The organism is Streptomyces sp. NPDC057438, from assembly GCF_042802995.1.
Lineage (GTDB): Bacteria > Actinomycetota > Actinomycetes > Streptomycetales > Streptomycetaceae > Streptomyces.
The window spans coordinates 13,171-31,576 of the sequence record NZ_JBHVDD010000104.1 but is presented as its reverse complement, the minus strand read 5'-3'; the positions used below and the strand labels follow the sequence as shown (position 1 = coordinate 31,576).

The window sequence follows — 18,406 nt, the reverse complement described above, 5'->3', positions numbered from 1 at the left end:
ACCGAGAACCTTCGGTGGGGCCCGCCGCCGTGGCCGCCGCTCCAGGGCGGCGGCCGGTGCTCAGGTGACGTCGTCGTAGCCGTTGATCCGTTCCCGGCCGGGCTCGGCCTGTGCGGGCAGCGCCCGGCTCGCGGGCACGGCCTCGATCTCCCCGATGTCCTCGGGGGTGAGATCCAGCTCGGACGCCTCGTCGTCGGCGGGTCCCAGTGCGTCGCGATGCCGCCGGCGCTTGTCGTTCAGCAGGGAGATCCCGGTGGCGACGAAGTAGAGCGCGATGATCGGCGCGGCGAGCGAGAGCATCGAGACCGGGTCGACGGTCGGGGTGGCGAACGCGGCGAACACGGTGACGGACATGATCATGGCCCGCCACCAGCCCAGCATCCGCTTGCCGGTGACCATGCCGGTCATGTTCAGCATGACCAGCACGAGGGGCAGCTCGAAGGAGAGGCCGAAGACGATCACCATGCGGGTCACGAGGTCGAGCAGCTCGTCCAGCGGCAGCAGGTTGACCGTGTCGTCAGGGGTGAAGTCGAGCAGGACCTCGGCCGCCGCGGGCAGCACGTGGTACGAGAAGTAGGCGCCCACCATGAAGAGGGGGAAGCCCGCGGCCACGAACGCCATCGAGTAGCGCTTCTCGTGCCGGTGCAGGCCGGGCGCGATGAAGGCCCAGAGCTGGTAGAGCCAGACCGGGCTCGCGATGACCACACCGGCCGTCAGGGACACCTTGATCATCAACGTGAACGGACCCATCAGACCCGACATCGTGATGTTGCCGCAGGCTCCCTTGCTCTCCTTGGCGAGCTCCGTGAAGTCCCGCGTGCAGCCGACGGCTTCCTGGACGGGCCGGGTGAGGAAGTTGATGATCTCCTGGTAGAAGACCAGACCGATCACCGAGGCGATCACGATGGCCAGCATCGCCTTGCCGAGCCGGTTGCGGAGCTCGCGAAGGTGTTCCACGAGGGGCATCCGCCCCTCGGGGTCCTTTTCCTTCTCCGTCTTGCGGGCAGACTTGAGCAACCCACGTCCTCATCTCGTGCGGCAGGCCGGACGTCCCGTCCGGCCTTGCGTCAGCGCTTGGTCGTGTCCGTCGGCTCGGTGACCGGGCGGGAGCTGGTCACGTCGCCGGGGGCGGCCTGGATGGTGCGCTGTGCCGGGGTCTCGCCGCCGGGGTGCGGAGGCGCGGCCGCCGCGTTGGTGTCGTCGTGGCCGTCGGACTTCATGGCCTTGGCCTCGCTCTTGAGGATGCGGGCGGACTTGCCCAGCGAGCGCGCCATGTCCGGCAGCTTCTTCGCACCGAACAGCAGGATGATGACGACGAGGATCAGAATGATCTCGGTGGGGCCGAGCCTACCCATAGCTGTCTACCTTCTTCACCGAGGCGGCGGGTGGGGGCTGTCCGACCGGTCGGACAGGTGTCCGAACGATCGTGCTGGCAGCGATCGTAACGCTCAGGGGTAAACGTCAGGCAATCCCCCTGCGTACTCCCGATTCGCGACCCGGGCCTCGTTCTCCGTGCCGCGACAGGCAGCGTACCTGCCGAAGGTGAGAAGGTGACAGGGCGAAGTGGCGCAAAACGCACTCACCGGTGAAGTCACAGGGCCCTCGTCCGGAACTCACAGAGCGTCCGCGGAGCGGGCCGCGCCGGCTGTCGCCCGCTCCAGATCCTCCGCCGCCCGGCTGATCCTGCGCGCCGACTCCGTGACCTGCGTACCCAGCCGCCGGGCCTCCAGGAAGACCCGCACGGCGAGCACCCCGAGCACGACCAGCCCCACGAAACCCACAGCCACCGCGAACATCGCCCAGAACATGAGCCGACCCTACTGCCTGGCCCTAGCCCGCCGAATGCAGCCGCAGGGTCCGCACCCCGCCGCCGGTCAGCAGCTCCACGATCCGCTCGCCGGCCGGCTTGCGGACGGCGATGCCGCACTCCGGGCAGGTGAAGGAGTAGAACGTGGTCTTGCTGGTGGCGCCGATGGCCAGCCGCAGCGCGCTCGCGCCCAGTTCGACATGGGCCCGGCAGTCGGGGCAGCCGGCCCTGAACACCACGTCCACGGCCTTCTTCATACCCGCGAAGGCGACCGCCACGGTCATCTCCCCGATCTCCTGGATCTCCTGCACACCGGACTTCACGCCCGACTTCACGCCGGCCTTCACACCCGACACAACCGAACCGCCGCTCACAGCCCTCGCATCTCCTTGTTCCGGTCGTACGCCGTCGTCACGGTCCCGCCGTCGGGGACTCGCCGTCAGGGACTCGTCGTCACCGTCGTCGCGGCCTCGTCATAGGCCGCCAGCGCCTCGCGGGCGGCCGTACGCGCGCTCTCCGCGAGGTCCTGCGGGGAGACGATCCGGCCGTCGCGCCCGAGCCGCAGCGCCAGGCGCCGCAGCGAGGCGGGTTCGGGGGTGCGCAGGCTGATGCGCAGCCCGCCCTCCGGCAGCTCCTCGGCGGTGTCGTGCGGGTAGTACTCGGCGACCCAGCGCCCACCGGGCCCGACCTCGACGACGACCTCGGGATCCTCGGCGGCGGGCTGCACCAGCGCCTCCGACAGGTCCCGCAGCTCGATCTCGGGCGGCGCGGACGGCTCGTCGAGGATCTTGATCTCGGCGACCCGGTCCAGCCGGAACGTACGCCGCGCCTCGGAGCGCCGGCACCATGCCTCGACATAGGTGTGCCCGACGCTGACCAGGCGGATCGGGTCGATCTCGCGTTCGGTGACCTCGTCCCGGGCGGGCGAGTAGTAGCGGATCCACAGCCGCCGGCGCTCCGAGATGGCCCGGTCGACGTCCGCGAAGACCCCTCCCTCGGCCTCGAAGGTGACCGACAGCCGCGAGCTGGCGCCCGCTGCCTCCCCGGCCGCGCCCTCGACCTTGGCGGTGGCCCGCAGCAGGGCCTGCCGGTCGCTCTCCCGCAGTCCGGGCAGGGTGGCCACCGCACGGGCGGCCACCAGCAGGGCGGTTGCCTCGTCCGCGGCGAGCCGCAGCGGCTCGGCCGCCTCCGCGCCGAGGGCGGCCGGATTGTGCCACCAGATGCGCTCGCCGTCGGTGTCGATGTCGAGCAGATCACCGCCGCGGAAGCTGGTCCCGCACATGGGCAGCACATCGAGGTCCGAGACGAGCTCGTCCTCGGTGATCCCGAAGGCACGGGCGACGTCCTCGATCCGGGCGCCGGGCCGCTCCCGCAGATACGTCACCAGGGAGAGCATCCGCCGGGTCTGGTCGAGGGCATTCGTCGGCCGGGCCGGTTTTCCCACCACGTTCCTACGTCCCCCTCAACCCTTGGCCACGGCACGCAGCCGGTCCACCACGTCGGCCCGCAGCTCGGCGGGCTCCAGGACCACCACGTCGGGCCCGAACTCGACCAGCCAGGCATCCAGCCCGTGCCCGTACGGAATCTCCAACTCGTCCCAGCCGTCCCCGAGTTCCCGTACGGCCGAGGCCTTCGCCCGAAGCGGGTAACCGGCGCCGGAGCGCAGCCGGATCAGCGCGGACCGGTCGGCGGTCTCCCCGGCCCAGCTCGCGACCGTCTCCCGGACCGTGACGACGTCCGGCACCTCCGCGGTGAAGGCGTTCCCCCGGCTGCGGACCTTGCCGGTGATCCGGGAGAGCCGGAAGACCCGCTCCGCCCCGCGGTCACGGTCGAACCCGGCGAGATACCAGTGACCGCGCCAGCACTCCAGCGCCCACGGCTCCACATGGCGAGGCTCGGGGCGCGCGGCGGTCGCCTTGCGGTAGTCGAAGACGACCGGGCGCCGGTCGCGGCAGGCCAGCATCAGCGGTTCGAAGGCGGCCTCGTGCACCGGGATGCGCGGTTCCAGGGCTCCGTGGGCCTCGTAGGGGTCGACGTCCTCGGGCAGTCCGGCCGCGCGCAGCTTCTGCAGGGCGCCGCTCGCGGCTCCGGCGAGACGCGCCTGCTGCCAGACCTTCGCGGCGAGTCCGAGGGCCGCGGCCTCCTCGGCGTCGAGGGTGATGGGCGGGAGGCTGTTGCTGTCGCGGCGGGCCAGATAGCCGACCTCGCCGTCGAGGTTCTCCACCGTCTCGATGACCAGGCCGAGTTCGCGCAGATCGTCCTTGTCGCGCTCGAACATGCGGTTGAAGGAGTCGTCGCTTCCCGCTGCGCCGTGTTCCGGCCTGACGGCCTCGACGTACGCCTCGATCGAATCCCGCAGCTCGCGCTTGCTGAGCGGCCGGCGCGTCCCCAGCAGACACAGCGCCAGGTTCATCAACCGCTCGGCCTTGGCAATGGCCATCGACGCCCTTCCTCCGGGTGTTTCCGCGGCACGAACCTACCGCTACGAAGCGTCGCGGCAAAAGCCGAGGGCCCATGCCCGAACAGGCATGGACCCCAGACAGTCGAGACCGGTCACGACACGGTCGGCCCTGACACGGCTTCCGACGGATCAGACCCCGAGCAGATCGACCACGAAGATCAGCGTCTCACCGGGCTTGATCGCCGGCGTCGGGCTCTGGTTGCCGTAGGCGAGGTGCGCCGGAATGGTCAGCTGACGGCGGCCACCGACCTTCATGCCCTGGACGCCCTGGTCCCAGCCCTTGATGACACGACCGCCGCCGAGCGGGAAGCGGAACGGCGCACCACGGTTCCAGCTGGCGTCGAACTCCTCACCGGTGGAGAAGGACACACCCACGTAGTGCACGGTCACGGTCTGGCCCGCCTGGGCCACCTCGCCGTCGCCCTCCCAGATGTCCTTGATCTCCAGGTCCGCCGGCGGCTCGCCCTCGGGGAAGTCGATCTCGGGCTTGTCAATGCTCACGTCTTCAGGCTCCTGCTTGTGTATGTACTGGACAACGCCGGACAGTCTCGCATCCCGGGGCCTCACATCTTCGCGAGGATGTCCACGGTGAACACCATCACGGAGTCCTTCTTGATGTCGCTGCCACTCGGCGGCGTGTCCCCGTAACCCAGCTTCGGCGGGATGACGATGAGAAGGCGACTGCCCACCTTCTTGCCGGTCATGCCCTGCGACCACCCCTTGACGACCTGCTTCAACCCGAACGAGCTCAGCGCCCCACGGCTGTACGAGGAGTCGAACTCCTTGCCGGTGTCCCAGAGCACGCCCTTGTACTGCACGAGGAGGCTGTCGTCCGCACCGACCTCGGGGCCGTCGCCCTCGATGATGTAGTTCGCCACCAGCTTCGTCGGCGGGTCGACCTTCGGCACCTCGATGGAGGGCGCCTTGCCGTCGGTGTTCGTGCCCACCTTCGGCAGGTCCACGTCGTCCTGCGCGACCTTCGTGCCCTTCGCCGAACTCTTGGCGTTGAAGGTGTCCTGGATGTCCACCACGAAGACCAGCGTGTCGGTGCCCTTGATCCCCGCCTGCGCGTTGCCGTCCTTGCCGTAGCCCCAGGTCGGCGGCACGGCCATCTGCACCCGGCTGCCGGCCTTCTTGCCCGTCAGCGCATACCGCCAGCCGTCGATGATGCCCTGCGGGGAGAGCTGGATGACCAGCGGGGTCTTACGGTCGTAGGAGTTGTCGAAGACCTTCGCCGTCGACCAGATCTGCCCCAGGTAGTTCGCCTGGATGTAGTCGCCCTCGGCGACCGTCTTCCCGCTGCCCGCGATGACCGTCTTCACCGCCAGATCCTTCGACGGCTCACCGCTGCCCTTGGCCACGGTCGGCTTCTCGTCGAACTTCACCCCGCCCGTGATCGCCGGCAGCGGGCCGTCCACGATCTTCGGCGGCTTCGCCGCGCCGCTCGCCGACGCGGACGGGCTGCTGCTGGCCTTGGCCGAGTCGGACTCACCGTCACCACAGGCGGCGAGCGTGACCAGTCCAGCGGGAACAGCGATGAGAAGGGAGCGTCGGCGCACGATGAAGGCCTCGTATCGGTCGATCTTGTCGGATGGCGTGCGCGCAACTCTACGGCGTGCGAAGGGCGCCGTACGGCAAACGTACGGCGCCCCGCGTTGCGTTCCGACAATCAGGCCCGGAACATTCCGGCTCACATTCCCGCGATGAGCTTCTCCACCCGGTCGTCCACCGAACGGAACGGGTCCTTGCACAACACCGTGCGCTGTGCCTGGTCGTTGAGCTTGAGATGGACCCAGTCGACCGTGAAATCCCGACGCTGTTCCTGAGCGCGCCGGATGAAGTCACCACGCAGCCGCGCCCGAGTCGTCTGCGGCGGAACCGACTTGCCCTCGAAGATCTTCAAGTCATTGCAGATACGGGTGGCTTGACCTTTCCTCTCCAGCAGGTAGTAGAGGCCACGACGGCGGTGGATGTCGTGATACGCGAGGTCTATCTGGGCGACCCGCGGATGCGACATGGTCATGTTGTGCTTGGCCCGGTACCGCTCGATGAGCTTGTACTTCATCACCCAGTCGATCTCGGTACCGATCCGGTCGAGGTCCTCGGCCTCGATCGCGTCCAGCGTGCGGCCCCACAGCTCCAGGACCTGCTCGACGGTGCCCGTACGGATGCCGCGGCGCTCCACGAAGTCCACGGCCTTCTCGTAGTACTCGCGCTGCACCTCCAGCGCGGAGGCCTCCCGGCCGCTGGCCAGCCGCACCTTGCGACGGCCGGTGATGTCATGGCTGACCTCGCGGATCGCCCTGATCGGGTTCTCCAGGGTGAGGTCACGCATGACCGTGCCCGCCTCGATCATGCGCAGCACCAGGTCGGTGGCCCCGACCTTCAGCAGCATGGTCGTCTCGGACATGTTCGAGTCGCCCACGATGACGTGGAGACGGCGGTACCGCTCGGCGTCCGCGTGCGGCTCGTCGCGGGTGTTGATGATCGGCCGGGAGCGGGTGGTCGCCGAGCTGACGCCCTCCCAGATGTGCTCCGCGCGCTGGCTCACGCAGTACACCGCACCACGCGGGGTCTGCAGCACCTTGCCCGCGCCGCACAGCAGCTGCCGGGTGACCAGGAACGGAATCAGGATGTCGGCCAGCCGGGAGAACTCCCCGTGCCGGGCCACCAGATAGTTCTCATGGCAACCGTACGAGTTGCCCGCCGAGTCCGTGTTGTTCTTGAAGAGATAGACGTCGCCCGCGATTCCCTCCTCGTGCAGGCGGCGTTCGGCGTCGACCAGCAGTCCTTCGAGAATGCGCTCGCCGGCCTTGTCGTGAGTGACGAGTTCGGTCACGTTGTCACATTCGGGTGTCGCGTATTCCGGATGTGAGCCCACGTCGAGATAGAGACGGGCCCCGTTCCGCAGAAACACATTGCTGCTGCGGCCCCATGACACGACACGGCGGAAGAGGTACCGCGCCACCTCGTCAGGAGACAGACGGCGCTGTCCCCTGAACGTGCACGTGACGCCGTACTCGTTCTCCAGCCCGAAAATGCGGCGGTCCATGACTGAACATTACGCCCGATCCACCGAGCTGAAACGGGGTTCGGCAGCACGGTTTGGATCATTTTCCGATGAGGCCGCAACCACCGCACCCCCGGAGGGATCAGCGAGAACCCGTCCGGTGGCCAGCAGAACCAGCAACGACACGGCCCCCGCCGCACCCGGCACGACGAACCCCCACAGCGTTCCGCCCCATTCGACCACCGGCCCCGCCACCGCCGTTCCGGCCGACTGGCCCACCGTGAACGTCGTCACGATCCACGAGAACGCCTCCGTCACCGTGCCACGCGGCGCGTGCCGGTCGACAAGAACGAACACACAGGCGATGGCCGGCGCCAGGAACACCCCCGCGAGCGTCGTCAGCCCCGTCATCCCCACCGGCCCCGGCATCAGCGTCAGCGGCACGTAACAGACCGCCAGCAGCGCCACCAGCGCCTGCAGACGCCGCTCCGGCGCCCCACGCCACCGGCACGCGCCGTACACCGTCCCGCCCACGAGCGCGCCCAGCCCCACACCCGCCATCAGCCAGCCATAGACGGCGTCCCCGCCGTTTCCGTCCGCGTACGACAGGGCGGCCACCGTGATCGAACCCAGCGCGATACCGACGAAGAAGAACGCGCCCAGCAGCGCCAGCAGCCCCGGCGAACGCAGCGCGCCCAGCCAGTGCGCCTCACGCGGAGCCGAACGCCAGGCCCGCGAAGGCGGCGAGAGAACCACCCACAGCGCCCCGAGCACCCCGACGACACTGAGCACCACCAGCGCCGCCGACGCCGACCACAGCGCCACGCACACGGTCACCAGCAGCGGCCCGACCGTGAACATGACCTCCTGCGCCACCGCGTCCATCGCGTACGCCGTGTGCACCTGCTCCTCCCCGCGCAGCACCGAGGACCACAGCGCCCGCAGCCCGCCCTCCAGCGGAGGCGTGAACAGCCCGGCGACCGCCATCGCGAGGTACGCCACCGGCAGCGGATCCAGCCCCGACAGGGCGAAGGCGGTCATGGCGAGCGCGGAGACGACGGCCGCCGGGAGCTGCACACGCGGCTGGCCGTACAGGTCCACGAGCCGCCCCAGCAGCGGCTGCCCCACCGCGTTGGCGAGGCCGTACACGGCCGCCAGCGCGCCCGCGAGGCTGTAGCCGCCGCCCTCCGCCCGGACGAAGAGCACGATCGCGATCGCGGCCGTGGCGTTCGGCAGCCGGCCCACCAGTGTTCCGGCGAGCAGCCGCGCGGCATGCCGCGTCCTGAGGATCCCGAGATATCCGGCGGCCATGTCCTGCCTCTCGAAGGGCGCTCGACGAGCGACGTGTTACGTATAACGTCTCCCGTCATACGTACCATGTGCCCAGTCCACCAGTCCATACGAAGGAGCACGCCGACCGTGGCACGAGGTAGTACACGGCCCACGAGCCGTGACGTCGCCCAGGCCGCAGGCGTCTCCCAGGCCGCCGTCTCCCTCGTCCTCGGCGACAAATGGCGCGGCCGCGTCGCCGAGACCACCGCCCAGCGCGTCCGCGAAGCCGCACGCGACCTCGGCTACCGCCCCAACCTCGCCGCACGCAACCTCCGCCTCGGCCGCACCCGCACCGTCCTGCTCGTCGTCCCCGCCCTGACCACCGAATTCTTCGCCGGCGTCTACACCGGCGCCGCCCGCGTCGCCGCCCGCCACGGCTTCGGCGTCGTTCTCTACCCCTCCCCCGAAGGCGTCGGCCCCGCCCGCGACCCCTTCGCCTCCGCCCAGGCCGCCCTCGACGGCGTCATCGCCTCCTCCATGGCCGCCGACGCCCTCACCGCCATCCGCGGCGACCAGCTCCCCCTGGTGATGCTCGACAGCGACCCCGGAGGCAGCCACGGCGCCGCCACCGTCAACCTCGACATCCGCGACGGCGTACGCCAGATCGCCGACCACCTCCTCGGCCTCGGACACCGCCACTTCCTGCACCTCGCCGCCGACATCCCCTCCTGGACCTTCCGCGTCCGCGCACGGGAGCTGGCGGCACGGGTGGGCTCGGTGCCGGGCGCGTCCCTGCGAACGGCCGCCGCGCCGATCTCCATCGAGGGGGCGCTGACCGCCGCCACGACCGCACTGACCGGATCCGGCACCGGAAGACGCCCCACGGCCGTGGTGTGCGACGACGACAAGCTGGCCGCCGGGGTCTACAAGGCCGCACGGCGGCTGGGGCTGCGGATCCCCGAGGACGTGTCCGTCACCGGGCTCGACGACCTCGCCCTCGCCACGGCGCTCGACCCCGAGCTGACCACCGTACGGCTGGACGCGGAGCTGTTCGGGGAACGCGGGATGGAGGCTCTGCTGGCCGTCCTGGAGGGCCGTACACCGACGGAGGGGGACATCCCGGTGGAGCTGGTGGTGCGGGGGTCCACGGCACGAGCAGAGGGCTGAGCACCGCGCCCGTCCACCGGCCCATGGGCGGCCGGTCGCGCGGATCCCCGCGCCCCTACGGAGCACGCTGTCGTGAGCACATCCGCCCACAGGCACCGAACGCCGTGCGCCCCGGCCTGTATCGGCCGGGGCGCACTACGGACGGTCGTTCGGACGCCGGTCCTACTCGTCCTCTTCCTCGGAACTCTCCGCCTCCGTCGCCGCGCCGTCCGCCTCCAGCAGACGGTCGAGCTGACGGCCGACGATGCGCTTGAACTTGCGCTGCTGCGGACGCGTACGGTCCAGGACCGCGACCTCCAGGCGCTCCGCGGGGATCTCCCGCTGCGTGCCGTTCGTGTCCCGGGACAGCGCCTGGACGGCCAGCTTCAGAGCCTCCGCCAAGGACACACCGTCCTGATGGCGCTGGTCCAGATAGGTGCTGATCTGCTCGGCATTACCGCCGACCGCGACCGAACCGTGCTCGTCCACGATCGAACCGTCATGCGGCAGCCGATAGATCTGGTCGCCCTCCGGGGTATCCCCCACCTCCGCCACGACCAGCTCCACCTCGTACGGCTTCTCGGCCGCCGAGGAGAAGATCGTGCCCAGCGTCTGGGCGTAGACGTTCGCCAGACCACGAGCGGTCACGTCGTCACGGTCGTAGGTGTACCCACGAAGATCGGCGTAGCGCACACCACCGATCCGCAGGTTCTCGTACTCGTTGTACTTGCCGGCGGCCGCGAAACCGATCCGGTCATAGATCTCGCTGAACTTGTGCAGCGCGCGGGACGGATTCTCCCCGACGAACACGATGCCGTCGGCATACTGCAGCACGACCAGGCTGCGGCCGCGGGCGATGCCCTTGCGGGCATACTCCGCCCGGTCGGCCATCGCCTGCTGGGGTGAGACATAGAACGGAGTCGACACCGGTTATCCGTCCCTTTCTGTCGGAGTCACTGGATCACCTTGATAAGGAGGGCCGTCGTGGCCGGACCTGCTAGAGCAGCGCGGCCCGGGGACCGTCCGGCTGCTCCAGACGCCGCTCCAGGATCGAGCGGGCGATCTCGGAGGACTCCTCGTCGGTGAGCCGGCGGAAGCCGTCCTCGGTGATCACGGTGACGATGGGATAGATCCGACGGGCCACATCGGGACCACCGGTCGCCGAGTCGTCGTCCGCCGCGTCGTAGAGGGCCTGGATGACCAGGGTCGTCGCCTCGTCCTCCGAGAGATCGGCACGGAACAGCTTCTTCATCGCACCGCGCGCGAAGATCGAGCCCGAACCGGTCGCCGCGTAACCACTCTCCTCGGAACGGCCGCCCGTCACGTCGTACGAGAAGATCCGGCCCTTCTCCCGGTCCACGTCGTAACCGGCGAACAGCGGAACCACGGCCAGACCCTGCATGGCCATGCCCAGGTTGGAACGGATCATGGTCGACAGACGGTTCGCCTTGCCCTCCAGCGAGAGCTGCGCGCCTTCGACCTTCTCGAAGTGCTCCAGCTCCAGCTGGAACAGCTTCACCATCTCCACGGCCAGACCGGCCGTGCCGGCGATGCCCACCGCCGAGTACTCGTCCGCCGGGAACACCTTCTCGATGTCCCGCTGCGCGATCATGTTCCCCATCGTGGCCCGGCGGTCACCGGCGAGCACCACACCACCGGGGAACGTCACGGCCACGATCGTCGTGCCGTGCGGAGCTTCGATGACACCCTGGGTCGGCGGCAGCTGCCGCTTGCCGGGCAGCAGCTCCGGCTGGTGGTCCGACAGGAAGTCCATGAAGGACGACGACCCAGGCGTCAGGAAGGCAGCTGGTAGACGCCCGGTGCTACGAGTGTTGGCTTCCACGCGTTTCCTTCCAGATATGTCGCAGCCCGCCTTATGACGTCGGGCCGATCCTTGAACTGCCCCAGCGCCGCGTTGCAGCTGAAGCACAGTACGCCTCGGACCCTACCCGTCTCGTGGCAGTGATCCACATGCACCGGCAAAGCCGCCAAACAGATACAGCAGACGCCTCCTTGAGAGGCGACCAACTCATCACGCTGGGCTTCGGTGATGCCGTACTGGCGCTTCAAGTGCCCCGCACGCGCCTTGTCCGCCCGGCATTCCTTGCAGCTCGTCGATGGGCCGTCAGAAGCGGTCGCGTTGCGATGCCACTCACTGTGGGGCTTGATCTCGCCGCAGCTGCGACAGAACTTGCGTCCCTCCGGCGTCTGTACGCGCGGCCGGACGTTCTTCCCTTTGGCTACTTGACGGACTCGGTGGTACTGCGCCCAGCACTCCCGGCAGTGAGCCTGCAGCCCATCACGAGCCGCCTTGTCACTTGCGAAGGCTGCCCGCGGCTTGGACTCTTTGCACCGCGAGCAACGCTTCACACTTCCGTCGTTCTCCAACTTCCCGACCCCCGCAACCTTCGATTCGAAGGTTACTCGCCGCCTTTCTGAACGAAACTACGGACGAAATCCTCTGCATTTTCCTCGAGGACATCATCGATCTCATCCAGAACAGAGTCCACGTCGTCGCTCAGCTTCTCCTGGCGTTCCTTGAGGTCCTCCGATGCCTGCGCCTCCGGCGCCGCCTCGGTCTCCTCGGTGGAACGGGTGGCCTTCTGCTGGCCGCCGCCGGTGTCCTTGGTCGCCATAACCCTCACCCCGCTCTGTTGCCCGACATGGTCGACAGGTCGGCATTCCTGCCGATCGGTGATGATCAGACCCTACAAGCCGGGTCCGACATTGGCCCCGTTGTTTCCACAACGTCCGGGGGCCACCTCGATGATTCCCGGACGGCGGTGTTTCCACCCCGCCCGGCTGATCACGATTGAGGCCCGGTTCAGTGGCCGGACAGGACCCTGACCAGGTCTTCTGCCGTCCGGCAACGGTCCAGGAGCTCCTTGACGTGATTTCGCGTTCCGCGAAGCGGTTCGAGGGTTGGGACGCGCTGGAGCGAGTCCCGGCCCGGGAGATCGAAGATCACCGAGTCCCAGGAGGCCGCGGCGACATCGTCGGCGTACTGCTCCAGGCAGCGGCCGCGGAAGTACGCCCGCGTGTCCTCCGGCGGCTTCGTACGGGCCCGGTCGACGTCCGCCTCGGTCAGGAGCCGCTTCATCTTGCCGCGGGCCGCCAGGCGGTTGTAGAGGCCCTTCTCGGCGCGCACGTCGGCGTACTGCAGGTCGACGAGGTGCAGCCGGGCGGCGTCCCAGTCGAGGCTGTCGCGGCGCCTGTAGCCCTCCATCAGCTCTCGCTTGGCGACCCAGTCCAGTTCCCCGGAGAGGCTCATCGGGTCGTTCTCGAGCCGGTTGAGAGTGTCCTCCCACCTGCTGAGGACGTCCTTCGTCTGATCGTCCGCGTCCGCCCCGAACCGCTCCTCGACGTACTTGCGCGACAGCTCGTAGTACTCCATCTGGAGCTGTACGGCGGTCAGGGTGCGTCCGCTGCGCAGCGTGATGAGCCGTTGCAGGGTCGGGTCGTGGGAGACCTGGTGCAGCGTACGAACAGGCTGGTCAACGGCGAGATCGACGGCGATGAAGCCGTCCTCGATCATGGACAGGACCAGGGCCGTCGTGCCCAGTTTCAGGTAGGTGGAGATCTCGGAGAGGTTGGCGTCGCCGATGATCACGTGGAGGCGGCGGTATTTCTCCGCGTCGGCGTGGGGTTCGTCGCGGGTGTTGATGATGGGGCGTTTGAGGGTGGTCTCCAGGCCGACCTCGACCTCGAAGTAGTCGGCGCGCTGGCTGAGCTGGAAGCCGTGTTCGTGGCCGTCCTGGCCGATGCCGACGCGGCCGGCGCCGGCGAAGACCTGGCGGGAGACGAAGAACGGGGTGAGGTGGCGCACGATGTCCGAGAAGGCGGTTTCCCGCTTCATCAGGTAGTTCTCGTGCGTGCCGTAGGAGGCGCCCTTGTTGTCGGTGTTGTTCTTGTAGAGGTGGATGGGCTGGGCGCCGGGGAGCTGGGCGGCGCGTTCGGCGGCTTCGGCCATGATGCGTTCGCCGGCTTTGTCCCACAGGACGGCGTCGCGGGGGTTGGTGACCTCGGGTGCGCTGTATTCGGGGTGGGCGTGGTCGACGTAGAGCCGCGCGCCGTTGGTGAGGATGACATTGGCGAGGCCGATGTCCTCGTCGGTGAGCTGGCTGGAGTCGGCGGCCTCGCGGGCGAGGTCGAAGCCTCGCGCGTCCCGCAGCGGGTTCTCCTCCTCGAAGTCCCAGCGGGCCCGGCGGGCCCGGTGCATCGCCGCTGCGTAGGCGTTGACGATCTGGGACGAGGTGAGCATGGCATTGGCATTGGGGTGGCCGGGGACGGAGATCCCGTACTCCGTCTCGATGCCCATTACTCGCCGTACGGTCATGCGGCCCTCCTTGCCCGGCGGCGCCCTCGGTCGGGGGCGCTGCTCAAGTACCGCTGGCGCTCCGGTGCGTGTGCGGTGCCCGTCCCCGCACTGCGCGACTCGGCGGTACGAACGAGCCTAGAACGGCTCCGCGCTGGTGGGGAGATCATTTGCGTCATTGCTCTGCTCCGGCTCGTGCCTGGAAAACACTCGGCTGCGGGTACCCGTGAAGGGCACCCGCAGCCGCCCTGTGTTTTACAGGTACTGTCCGGTGTTCGCCACCGTGTCGATGGAGCGTCCGGTGTCGGCGCCCTGCTTTCCGGTGATCAGCGTACGGATGTAGACGATCCGTTCGCCCTTCTTTCCGGAGATTCGGGCCCAGTCGTCCGGGTTGGTGGTGTTGGGCAGGTCCTCGTTCTCCTTGAACTCGTCCACGCATGCCTGGAGGAGGTGGGAGACGCGCAGGCCCTTCTGGTTCTTGTCGAGGAAGTCCTTGATCGCCATTTTCTTGGCGCGGCCGACGATGTTCTCGATCATGGCGCCGGAGTTGAAGTCCTTGAAGTAGAGGACTTCCTTGTCTCCGTTGGCGTAGGTGACTTCCAGGAAGCGGTTCTCCTCGGATTCGGCGTACATGTGTTCCACTGCCGTCTGGATCATGCTCTGGACGGTGGTGGTCTTGGAGCCGCCGTGTTCGCCGAGGTCGTCCGTGTGGAGCGGAAGGCGTTCGGTGAGGTACTTCTGGAAGATGTCCTTGGCCGCTTCGGCGTCCGGACGCTCGATCTTGATCTTCACGTCGAGCCGGCCGGGGCGCAGGATGGCGGGGTCGATCATGTCCTCGCGGTTGGAGGCGCCGATGACCACGACGTTCTGCAGGCCTTCCACGCCGTCGATCTCGGCGAGCAGCTGCGGGACGATGGTGTTCTCCACGTCCGAGCTGACGCCGGAGCCGCGGGTGCGGAAGAGGGACTCCATCTCGTCGAAGAAGACGATGACGGGGGTGCCCTCGCTGGCCTTCTCCCTCGCACGCTGGAAGACGAGGCGGATCTGTCGCTCGGTCTCGCCGACGTACTTGTTGAGGAGCTCGGGGCCCTTGATGTTGAGGAAGAAGCTCTTGCCCTGGGCCTGGCCGGTGACTTCGGCGACCTTCTTGGCCAGGGAGTTGGCGACGGCCTTGGCGATGAGCGTCTTTCCGCAGCCGGGGGGTCCGTAGAGCAGGACGCCCTTGGGCGGGCGCAGTTCGTGCTCCTTGAACAGGTCCGGGTAGAGGTAGGGGAGCTCGACCGCGTCGCGGATCATCTCGATCTGGTTGCCGAGGCCACCGATCTGCTCGTACCCGATGTCGGGAACCTCTTCGAGGACGAGTTCCTCGACCTCGCTCTTGGGCACGACCTCGTAGACGTAGCCGGAGCGGGGTTCGAGCAGGAGGGCGTCGCCGGGGCGGATGGTGATGTCCAGCAGTGGCTCGGCGAGCCGTACCACCCGTTCCTCGTCGGTGTGCCCCTGCACGAGGGCGCGCTCGCCGTCCTCGAGGATCTCCTTGAGGGTGACGATGTCGCCGACGCTCTCGTACTCCATGGCCTCGACCACGTTGAGAGCTTCGTTCAGCATCACTTCCTGGCCGCGCCGGAGCTCTTCCAGGTCGACGCTGGGGCTGACGTTCACGCGGAGTTTGCGGCCTCCGGTGAAGATGTCGGCGGTGCCGTCCTCGTTCGCCGCGAGGAAGACTCCGAAGCCGGCCGGCGGCTGTGCGAGCCGGTCGACTTCTTCCTTGAGGGCCACGATCTGGTCGCGGGCCTCGCGGAGGGTGTTGGCGAGCCGCTCGTTCTGCGCGGACACGCCGGCCAGATTGGTCTGCAGCTCGACGATCCGCTCTTCGAGAATCCTCGTGTGTCGCGGAGAGTCGGCGAGCTTGCGCCGCAGGACGGCGATCTCCTGCTCAAGGTAGGCAATCTGCCCGGACGGGTCGTCGGACCCTCGTCCCGGGCGGATGCCGCGGTTCATGTCGTCGTCGTGGGCTGCCACGGTCCTCACCTCCTCCAAGGGGAGCTGGACGCTTCCAGACCCTACCTGGGTGGGTGTCGATTGAAACCCCTAGATCACAAAGACGGTCGGGGTGTGTCCGATCTTCACCCTTGCGCTCTCCCTCACGCCAGGGGAATACCCACGGAACATGATTGGGAAGCCGCCCCGGGTAGGGTCGAAGTGTTCAACACCCGTCAGAGCCTGCATCGTTCCCGAACGGCTCGGCGATCGAGACTCGACAGGAGAGATGACCGTGCAGCAGGAGGCCGTGGCCGTGGGTGAGGCGCTGGAGGTCTGGATCGACCAGGATCTCTGCACCGGTGACGGTATCTGTGTGCAGTACGCGCCCGAGGTGTTCGAGCTGGACATCGACGGGCTGGCGTACGTGAAGGGCTCGGGGGACGAGTTGCTGCAGGCGCCGGGGGCGACAACGCCCGTGCCGCTGCCGCTTCTCACGGATGTGGTGGACTCCGCGAAGGAGTGTCCGGGCGAGTGCATCCATGTACGTCGCGTTTCGGACAGGGTCGAGGTGTTCGGACCGGACGCGGAGTGACCGGTCGGGTACTGCGCGTCGCCGCCTGTCTGTTTTCTCACAGCGGGTTTGCCGGGTGATCACTTCCCGTTCGCCCGAGGTGGGCGGTGTCAGACGCTTTGTGCTCCGGCGGGCGTCGAGCGTACGAACGCCCCGTTCTTCCACTGCCATTGGACGGAGTCGATGACGTCCGGGCAGCAGTTGGGTACGTCGGCCGACGAGTAGCCGTGCAGGGTGGCGGTGACGGTGGCGTCCCGGACGGCGAAGTCGGACACCGTCTCGCGGTTCTTCGGGTTCACGAGGGTGGCGACGACGCGGGGCCGGGCGGCGTCGGTGGAGCGGGTGAGGACGTAGACGCCGTCGGGCGGGGTGCCCATGCTGGCGTCGCAGTGCACGACGGCCACGGTTTCGGGCCGGCCGTCCCCGTCGAGGTCTCCGGAGGCTTTCTTCTTCACGACGGTGCCGACGGGTCCGCAGTCGAGGGGCAGGCCGGCCTCTGCGGGATCGGGGGCGGCGACGGCGGCCGGGGCGGGGTCCGCCTTGGTGACGGGCTGGGCCGCGCGTGCCGCGTCGGGCTGGAGGGCGGACGACAGGGCGACGACTCCGGCGAGCGCGGTGGCCGTGGCGAGCCAGTGGATGGGGCGGGTGTGTGCGTGTGCCAGTTCCGGGACGGCGGATTGCTGCACTAGGAGCGTCTCCCGAGGGTGCTGTGCCGGTGGGGGTGACCCGCATGGTGCCACACGTCACAGCGGGGGTGGAACGGCGGGGTGGGTGGTTCCCGTGGCTTTCCGGTGGTGCGTCAACACGTGAGCGGCGTGCCGGGGTTCGCGGGCGCCGCCTGGAACTCCGGCACGCCGGGGGCGTGTTGTCCGGGAGGGGTGGCCGTTCGCGGCACCGGGGGGGACGGTGTGGGCCGTCCGCCCCGGTGGCCGGTGGTTCAGCGGCCGGCGCCGCCGTCGGCGTTGGGGCCGGTGTAGTCCTCGCCGTAGGCGCCCTTGGAGGGGCGGCGGCGGCGCATGGGGGGCTCGACGCCGTCGGCGAGGCGGCGGGCGGTGAGCAGGAAGCCGGTGTGGCCGATCATGCGGTGGTCGGGGCGGACGGCGAGGCCCTCGATGTGCCAGTTGCGGATCATCGACTCCCAGGCGCTCGGCTCGTTGAAGCAGCCGATCTCGCGGATGGACTCGACGGTCCGGGCGAGCTGGGTGGTGGTCGCCACGTAGCAGCAGACGATGCCGCCGGGGACGAGGGCCTTGGAGACGGCTTCGAGGCACTCCCAGGGGGCGAGCATGTCGAGGACGACGCGGTCGACCTCGGTGTCGCTCAGGTTGTCCTGGAGGTCGCCGACGGTCAGCTGCCAGGCGGGGTGGGGGCCGCCGAAGTAGCGCTCCACGTTGGCCTGCGCGATCTCGGCGAAGTCCTCGCGGCGCTCGTAGCTGTGCAGCATGCCCTGGTCGCCGATGGCGCGCAGCAGGAAGCTGCTGAGCGAGCCGGAGCCGACGCCGGCCTCGACGACGCGGGCGCCGGGGAAGATGTCGGCGAAGGCGAGGATCTGCCCCGCGTCCTTGGGGTAGACCACGGCTGCGCCGCGGGGCATGGACAGGACGTAGTCGGGGAGCAGGGGGCGGAGCGCCAGGTAGGCGACGTTCCCCGTGGTGCGGACAACACTGCCCTCGGGAGCGCCGATCAGCTCGTCGTGCGGGAAGGAACCCTTGTGGGTGTGGAAGTTCTTTCCCTCTTCGAGCGTGAACGTGTAGTGGCGTCCCTTGGGGTCGGTGAGCTGGACCTGGTCCCCGACCTTGAAGGGCCCGCGACGGCGGGCGGCACCGGTCGGTTCGGACATG

At 68.6% G+C, this 18,406-nt stretch carries 20 protein-coding genes; 2 read left to right on the top strand and 18 right to left on the bottom strand.

What is annotated here, in order from left to right:
* Nucleotides 1–60 precede the first annotated feature (60 nt).
* From tatC to ACFU5F_RS36805, 10 genes are all read right to left on the bottom strand, one after another.
* Entirely contained in the window at nucleotides 61–1,017 is a 957-nt protein-coding gene (tatC, locus tag ACFU5F_RS36850) for a twin-arginine translocase subunit TatC (protein WP_383897220.1), read from the bottom strand.
* Between the two features lie 50 nt (nucleotides 1,018–1,067).
* Nucleotides 1,068–1,355 carry a Sec-independent protein translocase subunit TatA gene (gene tatA, locus ACFU5F_RS36845; RefSeq protein ID WP_383897217.1) on the bottom strand — a complete coding sequence of 96 codons (288 nt, stop codon included), beginning with the start codon at nucleotides 1,353–1,355 and terminating at the stop codon, nucleotides 1,068–1,070.
* Between the two features lie 258 nt (nucleotides 1,356–1,613).
* Nucleotides 1,614–1,808 carry a hypothetical protein gene (locus ACFU5F_RS36840; protein ID WP_383897215.1) on the bottom strand — a complete coding sequence of 65 codons (195 nt, stop codon included), beginning with the start codon at nucleotides 1,806–1,808 and terminating at the stop codon, nucleotides 1,614–1,616.
* 22 nt (nucleotides 1,809–1,830) lie between these two features.
* Complete coding sequence (locus ACFU5F_RS36835) at nucleotides 1,831–2,091, bottom strand: hypothetical protein (protein ID WP_275460632.1); 261 nt, start codon at nucleotides 2,089–2,091, stop codon at nucleotides 1,831–1,833.
* Between the two features lie 155 nt (nucleotides 2,092–2,246).
* Complete coding sequence (locus tag ACFU5F_RS36830; protein ID WP_383897213.1) at nucleotides 2,247–3,254, bottom strand: helix-turn-helix transcriptional regulator; 1,008 nt, start codon at nucleotides 3,252–3,254, stop codon at nucleotides 2,247–2,249.
* Between the two features lie 15 nt (nucleotides 3,255–3,269).
* Nucleotides 3,270–4,247 (bottom strand): helix-turn-helix transcriptional regulator, encoded by a 978-nt coding sequence (locus ACFU5F_RS36825; protein WP_383897210.1) that lies wholly within the window; start codon nucleotides 4,245–4,247, stop codon nucleotides 3,270–3,272.
* A 150-nt stretch (nucleotides 4,248–4,397) separates the two neighbouring features.
* Nucleotides 4,398–4,769 carry an FKBP-type peptidyl-prolyl cis-trans isomerase gene (locus ACFU5F_RS36820; protein WP_383897208.1) on the bottom strand — a complete coding sequence of 124 codons (372 nt, stop codon included), beginning with the start codon at nucleotides 4,767–4,769 and terminating at the stop codon, nucleotides 4,398–4,400.
* Between the two features lie 62 nt (nucleotides 4,770–4,831).
* The gene (locus tag ACFU5F_RS36815; RefSeq protein WP_383897206.1) at nucleotides 4,832–5,827 is read right to left on the bottom strand and encodes an FKBP-type peptidyl-prolyl cis-trans isomerase; all 996 of its coding nucleotides are present in this window, start codon (nucleotides 5,825–5,827) and stop codon (nucleotides 4,832–4,834) included.
* Between the two features lie 131 nt (nucleotides 5,828–5,958).
* Complete coding sequence (gene pafA, locus ACFU5F_RS36810; protein ID WP_013004876.1) at nucleotides 5,959–7,320, bottom strand: Pup--protein ligase; 1,362 nt, start codon at nucleotides 7,318–7,320, stop codon at nucleotides 5,959–5,961.
* Between the two features lie 9 nt (nucleotides 7,321–7,329).
* Nucleotides 7,330–8,589, bottom strand: a complete 1,260-nt coding sequence (locus ACFU5F_RS36805) for an MFS transporter (protein WP_383897201.1) — start codon at nucleotides 8,587–8,589, stop codon at nucleotides 7,330–7,332.
* A gap of 108 nt (nucleotides 8,590–8,697) precedes the next feature.
* Between ACFU5F_RS36805 and ACFU5F_RS36800 the strand changes: the two genes are divergently transcribed.
* Nucleotides 8,698–9,717, top strand: a complete 1,020-nt coding sequence (locus ACFU5F_RS36800; protein ID WP_383897198.1) for a LacI family DNA-binding transcriptional regulator — start codon at nucleotides 8,698–8,700, stop codon at nucleotides 9,715–9,717.
* Between the two features lie 162 nt (nucleotides 9,718–9,879).
* On the opposite strand, the gene prcA is transcribed toward ACFU5F_RS36800, so the two are convergent.
* From prcA to arc, 6 genes are all read right to left on the bottom strand, one after another.
* Nucleotides 9,880–10,623 carry a proteasome subunit alpha gene (gene prcA, locus ACFU5F_RS36795; protein ID WP_383897195.1) on the bottom strand — a complete coding sequence of 248 codons (744 nt, stop codon included), beginning with the start codon at nucleotides 10,621–10,623 and terminating at the stop codon, nucleotides 9,880–9,882.
* 70 nt (nucleotides 10,624–10,693) lie between these two features.
* On the bottom strand, nucleotides 10,694–11,539 hold the full coding sequence (gene prcB / locus ACFU5F_RS36790; RefSeq protein WP_045557093.1) for a proteasome subunit beta: 846 nt from the start codon (nucleotides 11,537–11,539) through the stop codon (nucleotides 10,694–10,696).
* Nucleotides 11,491–12,066, bottom strand: a complete 576-nt coding sequence (locus ACFU5F_RS36785) for an endonuclease VII domain-containing protein (RefSeq protein WP_383897222.1) — start codon at nucleotides 12,064–12,066, stop codon at nucleotides 11,491–11,493. The genes prcB and ACFU5F_RS36785 overlap by 49 nt, the downstream gene beginning before the upstream one ends.
* 50 nt (nucleotides 12,067–12,116) lie before the next feature.
* Complete coding sequence (locus ACFU5F_RS36780; RefSeq protein WP_005485230.1) at nucleotides 12,117–12,332, bottom strand: ubiquitin-like protein Pup; 216 nt, start codon at nucleotides 12,330–12,332, stop codon at nucleotides 12,117–12,119.
* Between the two features lie 188 nt (nucleotides 12,333–12,520).
* Entirely contained in the window at nucleotides 12,521–14,032 is a 1,512-nt protein-coding gene (gene dop / locus ACFU5F_RS36775) for a depupylase/deamidase Dop (RefSeq protein ID WP_383897192.1), read from the bottom strand.
* A gap of 234 nt (nucleotides 14,033–14,266) precedes the next feature.
* On the bottom strand, nucleotides 14,267–16,033 hold the full coding sequence (gene arc, locus ACFU5F_RS36770) for a proteasome ATPase (protein ID WP_383897190.1): 1,767 nt from the start codon (nucleotides 16,031–16,033) through the stop codon (nucleotides 14,267–14,269).
* Nucleotides 16,034–16,280: 247 nt separating this feature from the next.
* On the opposite strand from arc, the gene ACFU5F_RS36765 reads away from it, so the two are divergent.
* The gene (locus ACFU5F_RS36765) at nucleotides 16,281–16,586 is read left to right on the top strand and encodes a ferredoxin (protein ID WP_383897188.1); all 306 of its coding nucleotides are present in this window, start codon (nucleotides 16,281–16,283) and stop codon (nucleotides 16,584–16,586) included.
* An 89-nt stretch (nucleotides 16,587–16,675) separates the two neighbouring features.
* Here ACFU5F_RS36765 and ACFU5F_RS36760 read toward each other — a convergent pair whose 3' ends face one another.
* Both ACFU5F_RS36760 and ACFU5F_RS36755 read right to left on the bottom strand, forming a co-directional pair.
* Complete coding sequence (locus ACFU5F_RS36760) at nucleotides 16,676–17,251, bottom strand: hypothetical protein (RefSeq protein WP_383897186.1); 576 nt, start codon at nucleotides 17,249–17,251, stop codon at nucleotides 16,676–16,678.
* 251 nt (nucleotides 17,252–17,502) lie between these two features.
* The gene (locus ACFU5F_RS36755; RefSeq protein WP_383897183.1) at nucleotides 17,503–18,405 is read right to left on the bottom strand and encodes a tRNA (adenine-N1)-methyltransferase; all 903 of its coding nucleotides are present in this window, start codon (nucleotides 18,403–18,405) and stop codon (nucleotides 17,503–17,505) included.
* Between the last annotated feature and the right edge of the window lies 1 nt (nucleotide 18,406).

Bases quoted from the DNA above. Each gene is read 5' to 3' on its own strand.
- ACFU5F_RS36835 (WP_275460632.1), bottom strand. From the start codon at position 2,091: ATGACCGTGGCGGTCGCCTTCGCGGGTATGAAGAAGGCCGTGGACGTG.
- pafA (WP_013004876.1), bottom strand. From the start codon at position 7,320: ATGGACCGCCGCATTTTCGGGCTGGAGAACGAGTACGGCGTCACGTGC.
- ACFU5F_RS36765 (WP_383897188.1), top strand. From the start codon at position 16,281: ATGACCGTGCAGCAGGAGGCCGTGGCCGTGGGTGAGGCGCTGGAGGTC.
- ACFU5F_RS36780 (WP_005485230.1), bottom strand. From the start codon at position 12,332: ATGGCGACCAAGGACACCGGCGGCGGCCAGCAGAAGGCCACCCGTTCC.
- ACFU5F_RS36840 (WP_383897215.1), bottom strand. From the start codon at position 1,808: ATGTTCTGGGCGATGTTCGCGGTGGCTGTGGGTTTCGTGGGGCTGGTC.
- dop (WP_383897192.1), bottom strand. From the start codon at position 14,032: ATGACCGTACGGCGAGTAATGGGCATCGAGACGGAGTACGGGATCTCC.
- tatA (WP_383897217.1), bottom strand. From the start codon at position 1,355: ATGGGTAGGCTCGGCCCCACCGAGATCATTCTGATCCTCGTCGTCATC.
- ACFU5F_RS36825 (WP_383897210.1), bottom strand. From the start codon at position 4,247: ATGGCCATTGCCAAGGCCGAGCGGTTGATGAACCTGGCGCTGTGTCTG.
- ACFU5F_RS36805 (WP_383897201.1), bottom strand. From the start codon at position 8,589: ATGGCCGCCGGATATCTCGGGATCCTCAGGACGCGGCATGCCGCGCGG.
- ACFU5F_RS36755 (WP_383897183.1), bottom strand. From the start codon at position 18,405: ATGTCCGAACCGACCGGTGCCGCCCGCCGTCGCGGGCCCTTCAAGGTC.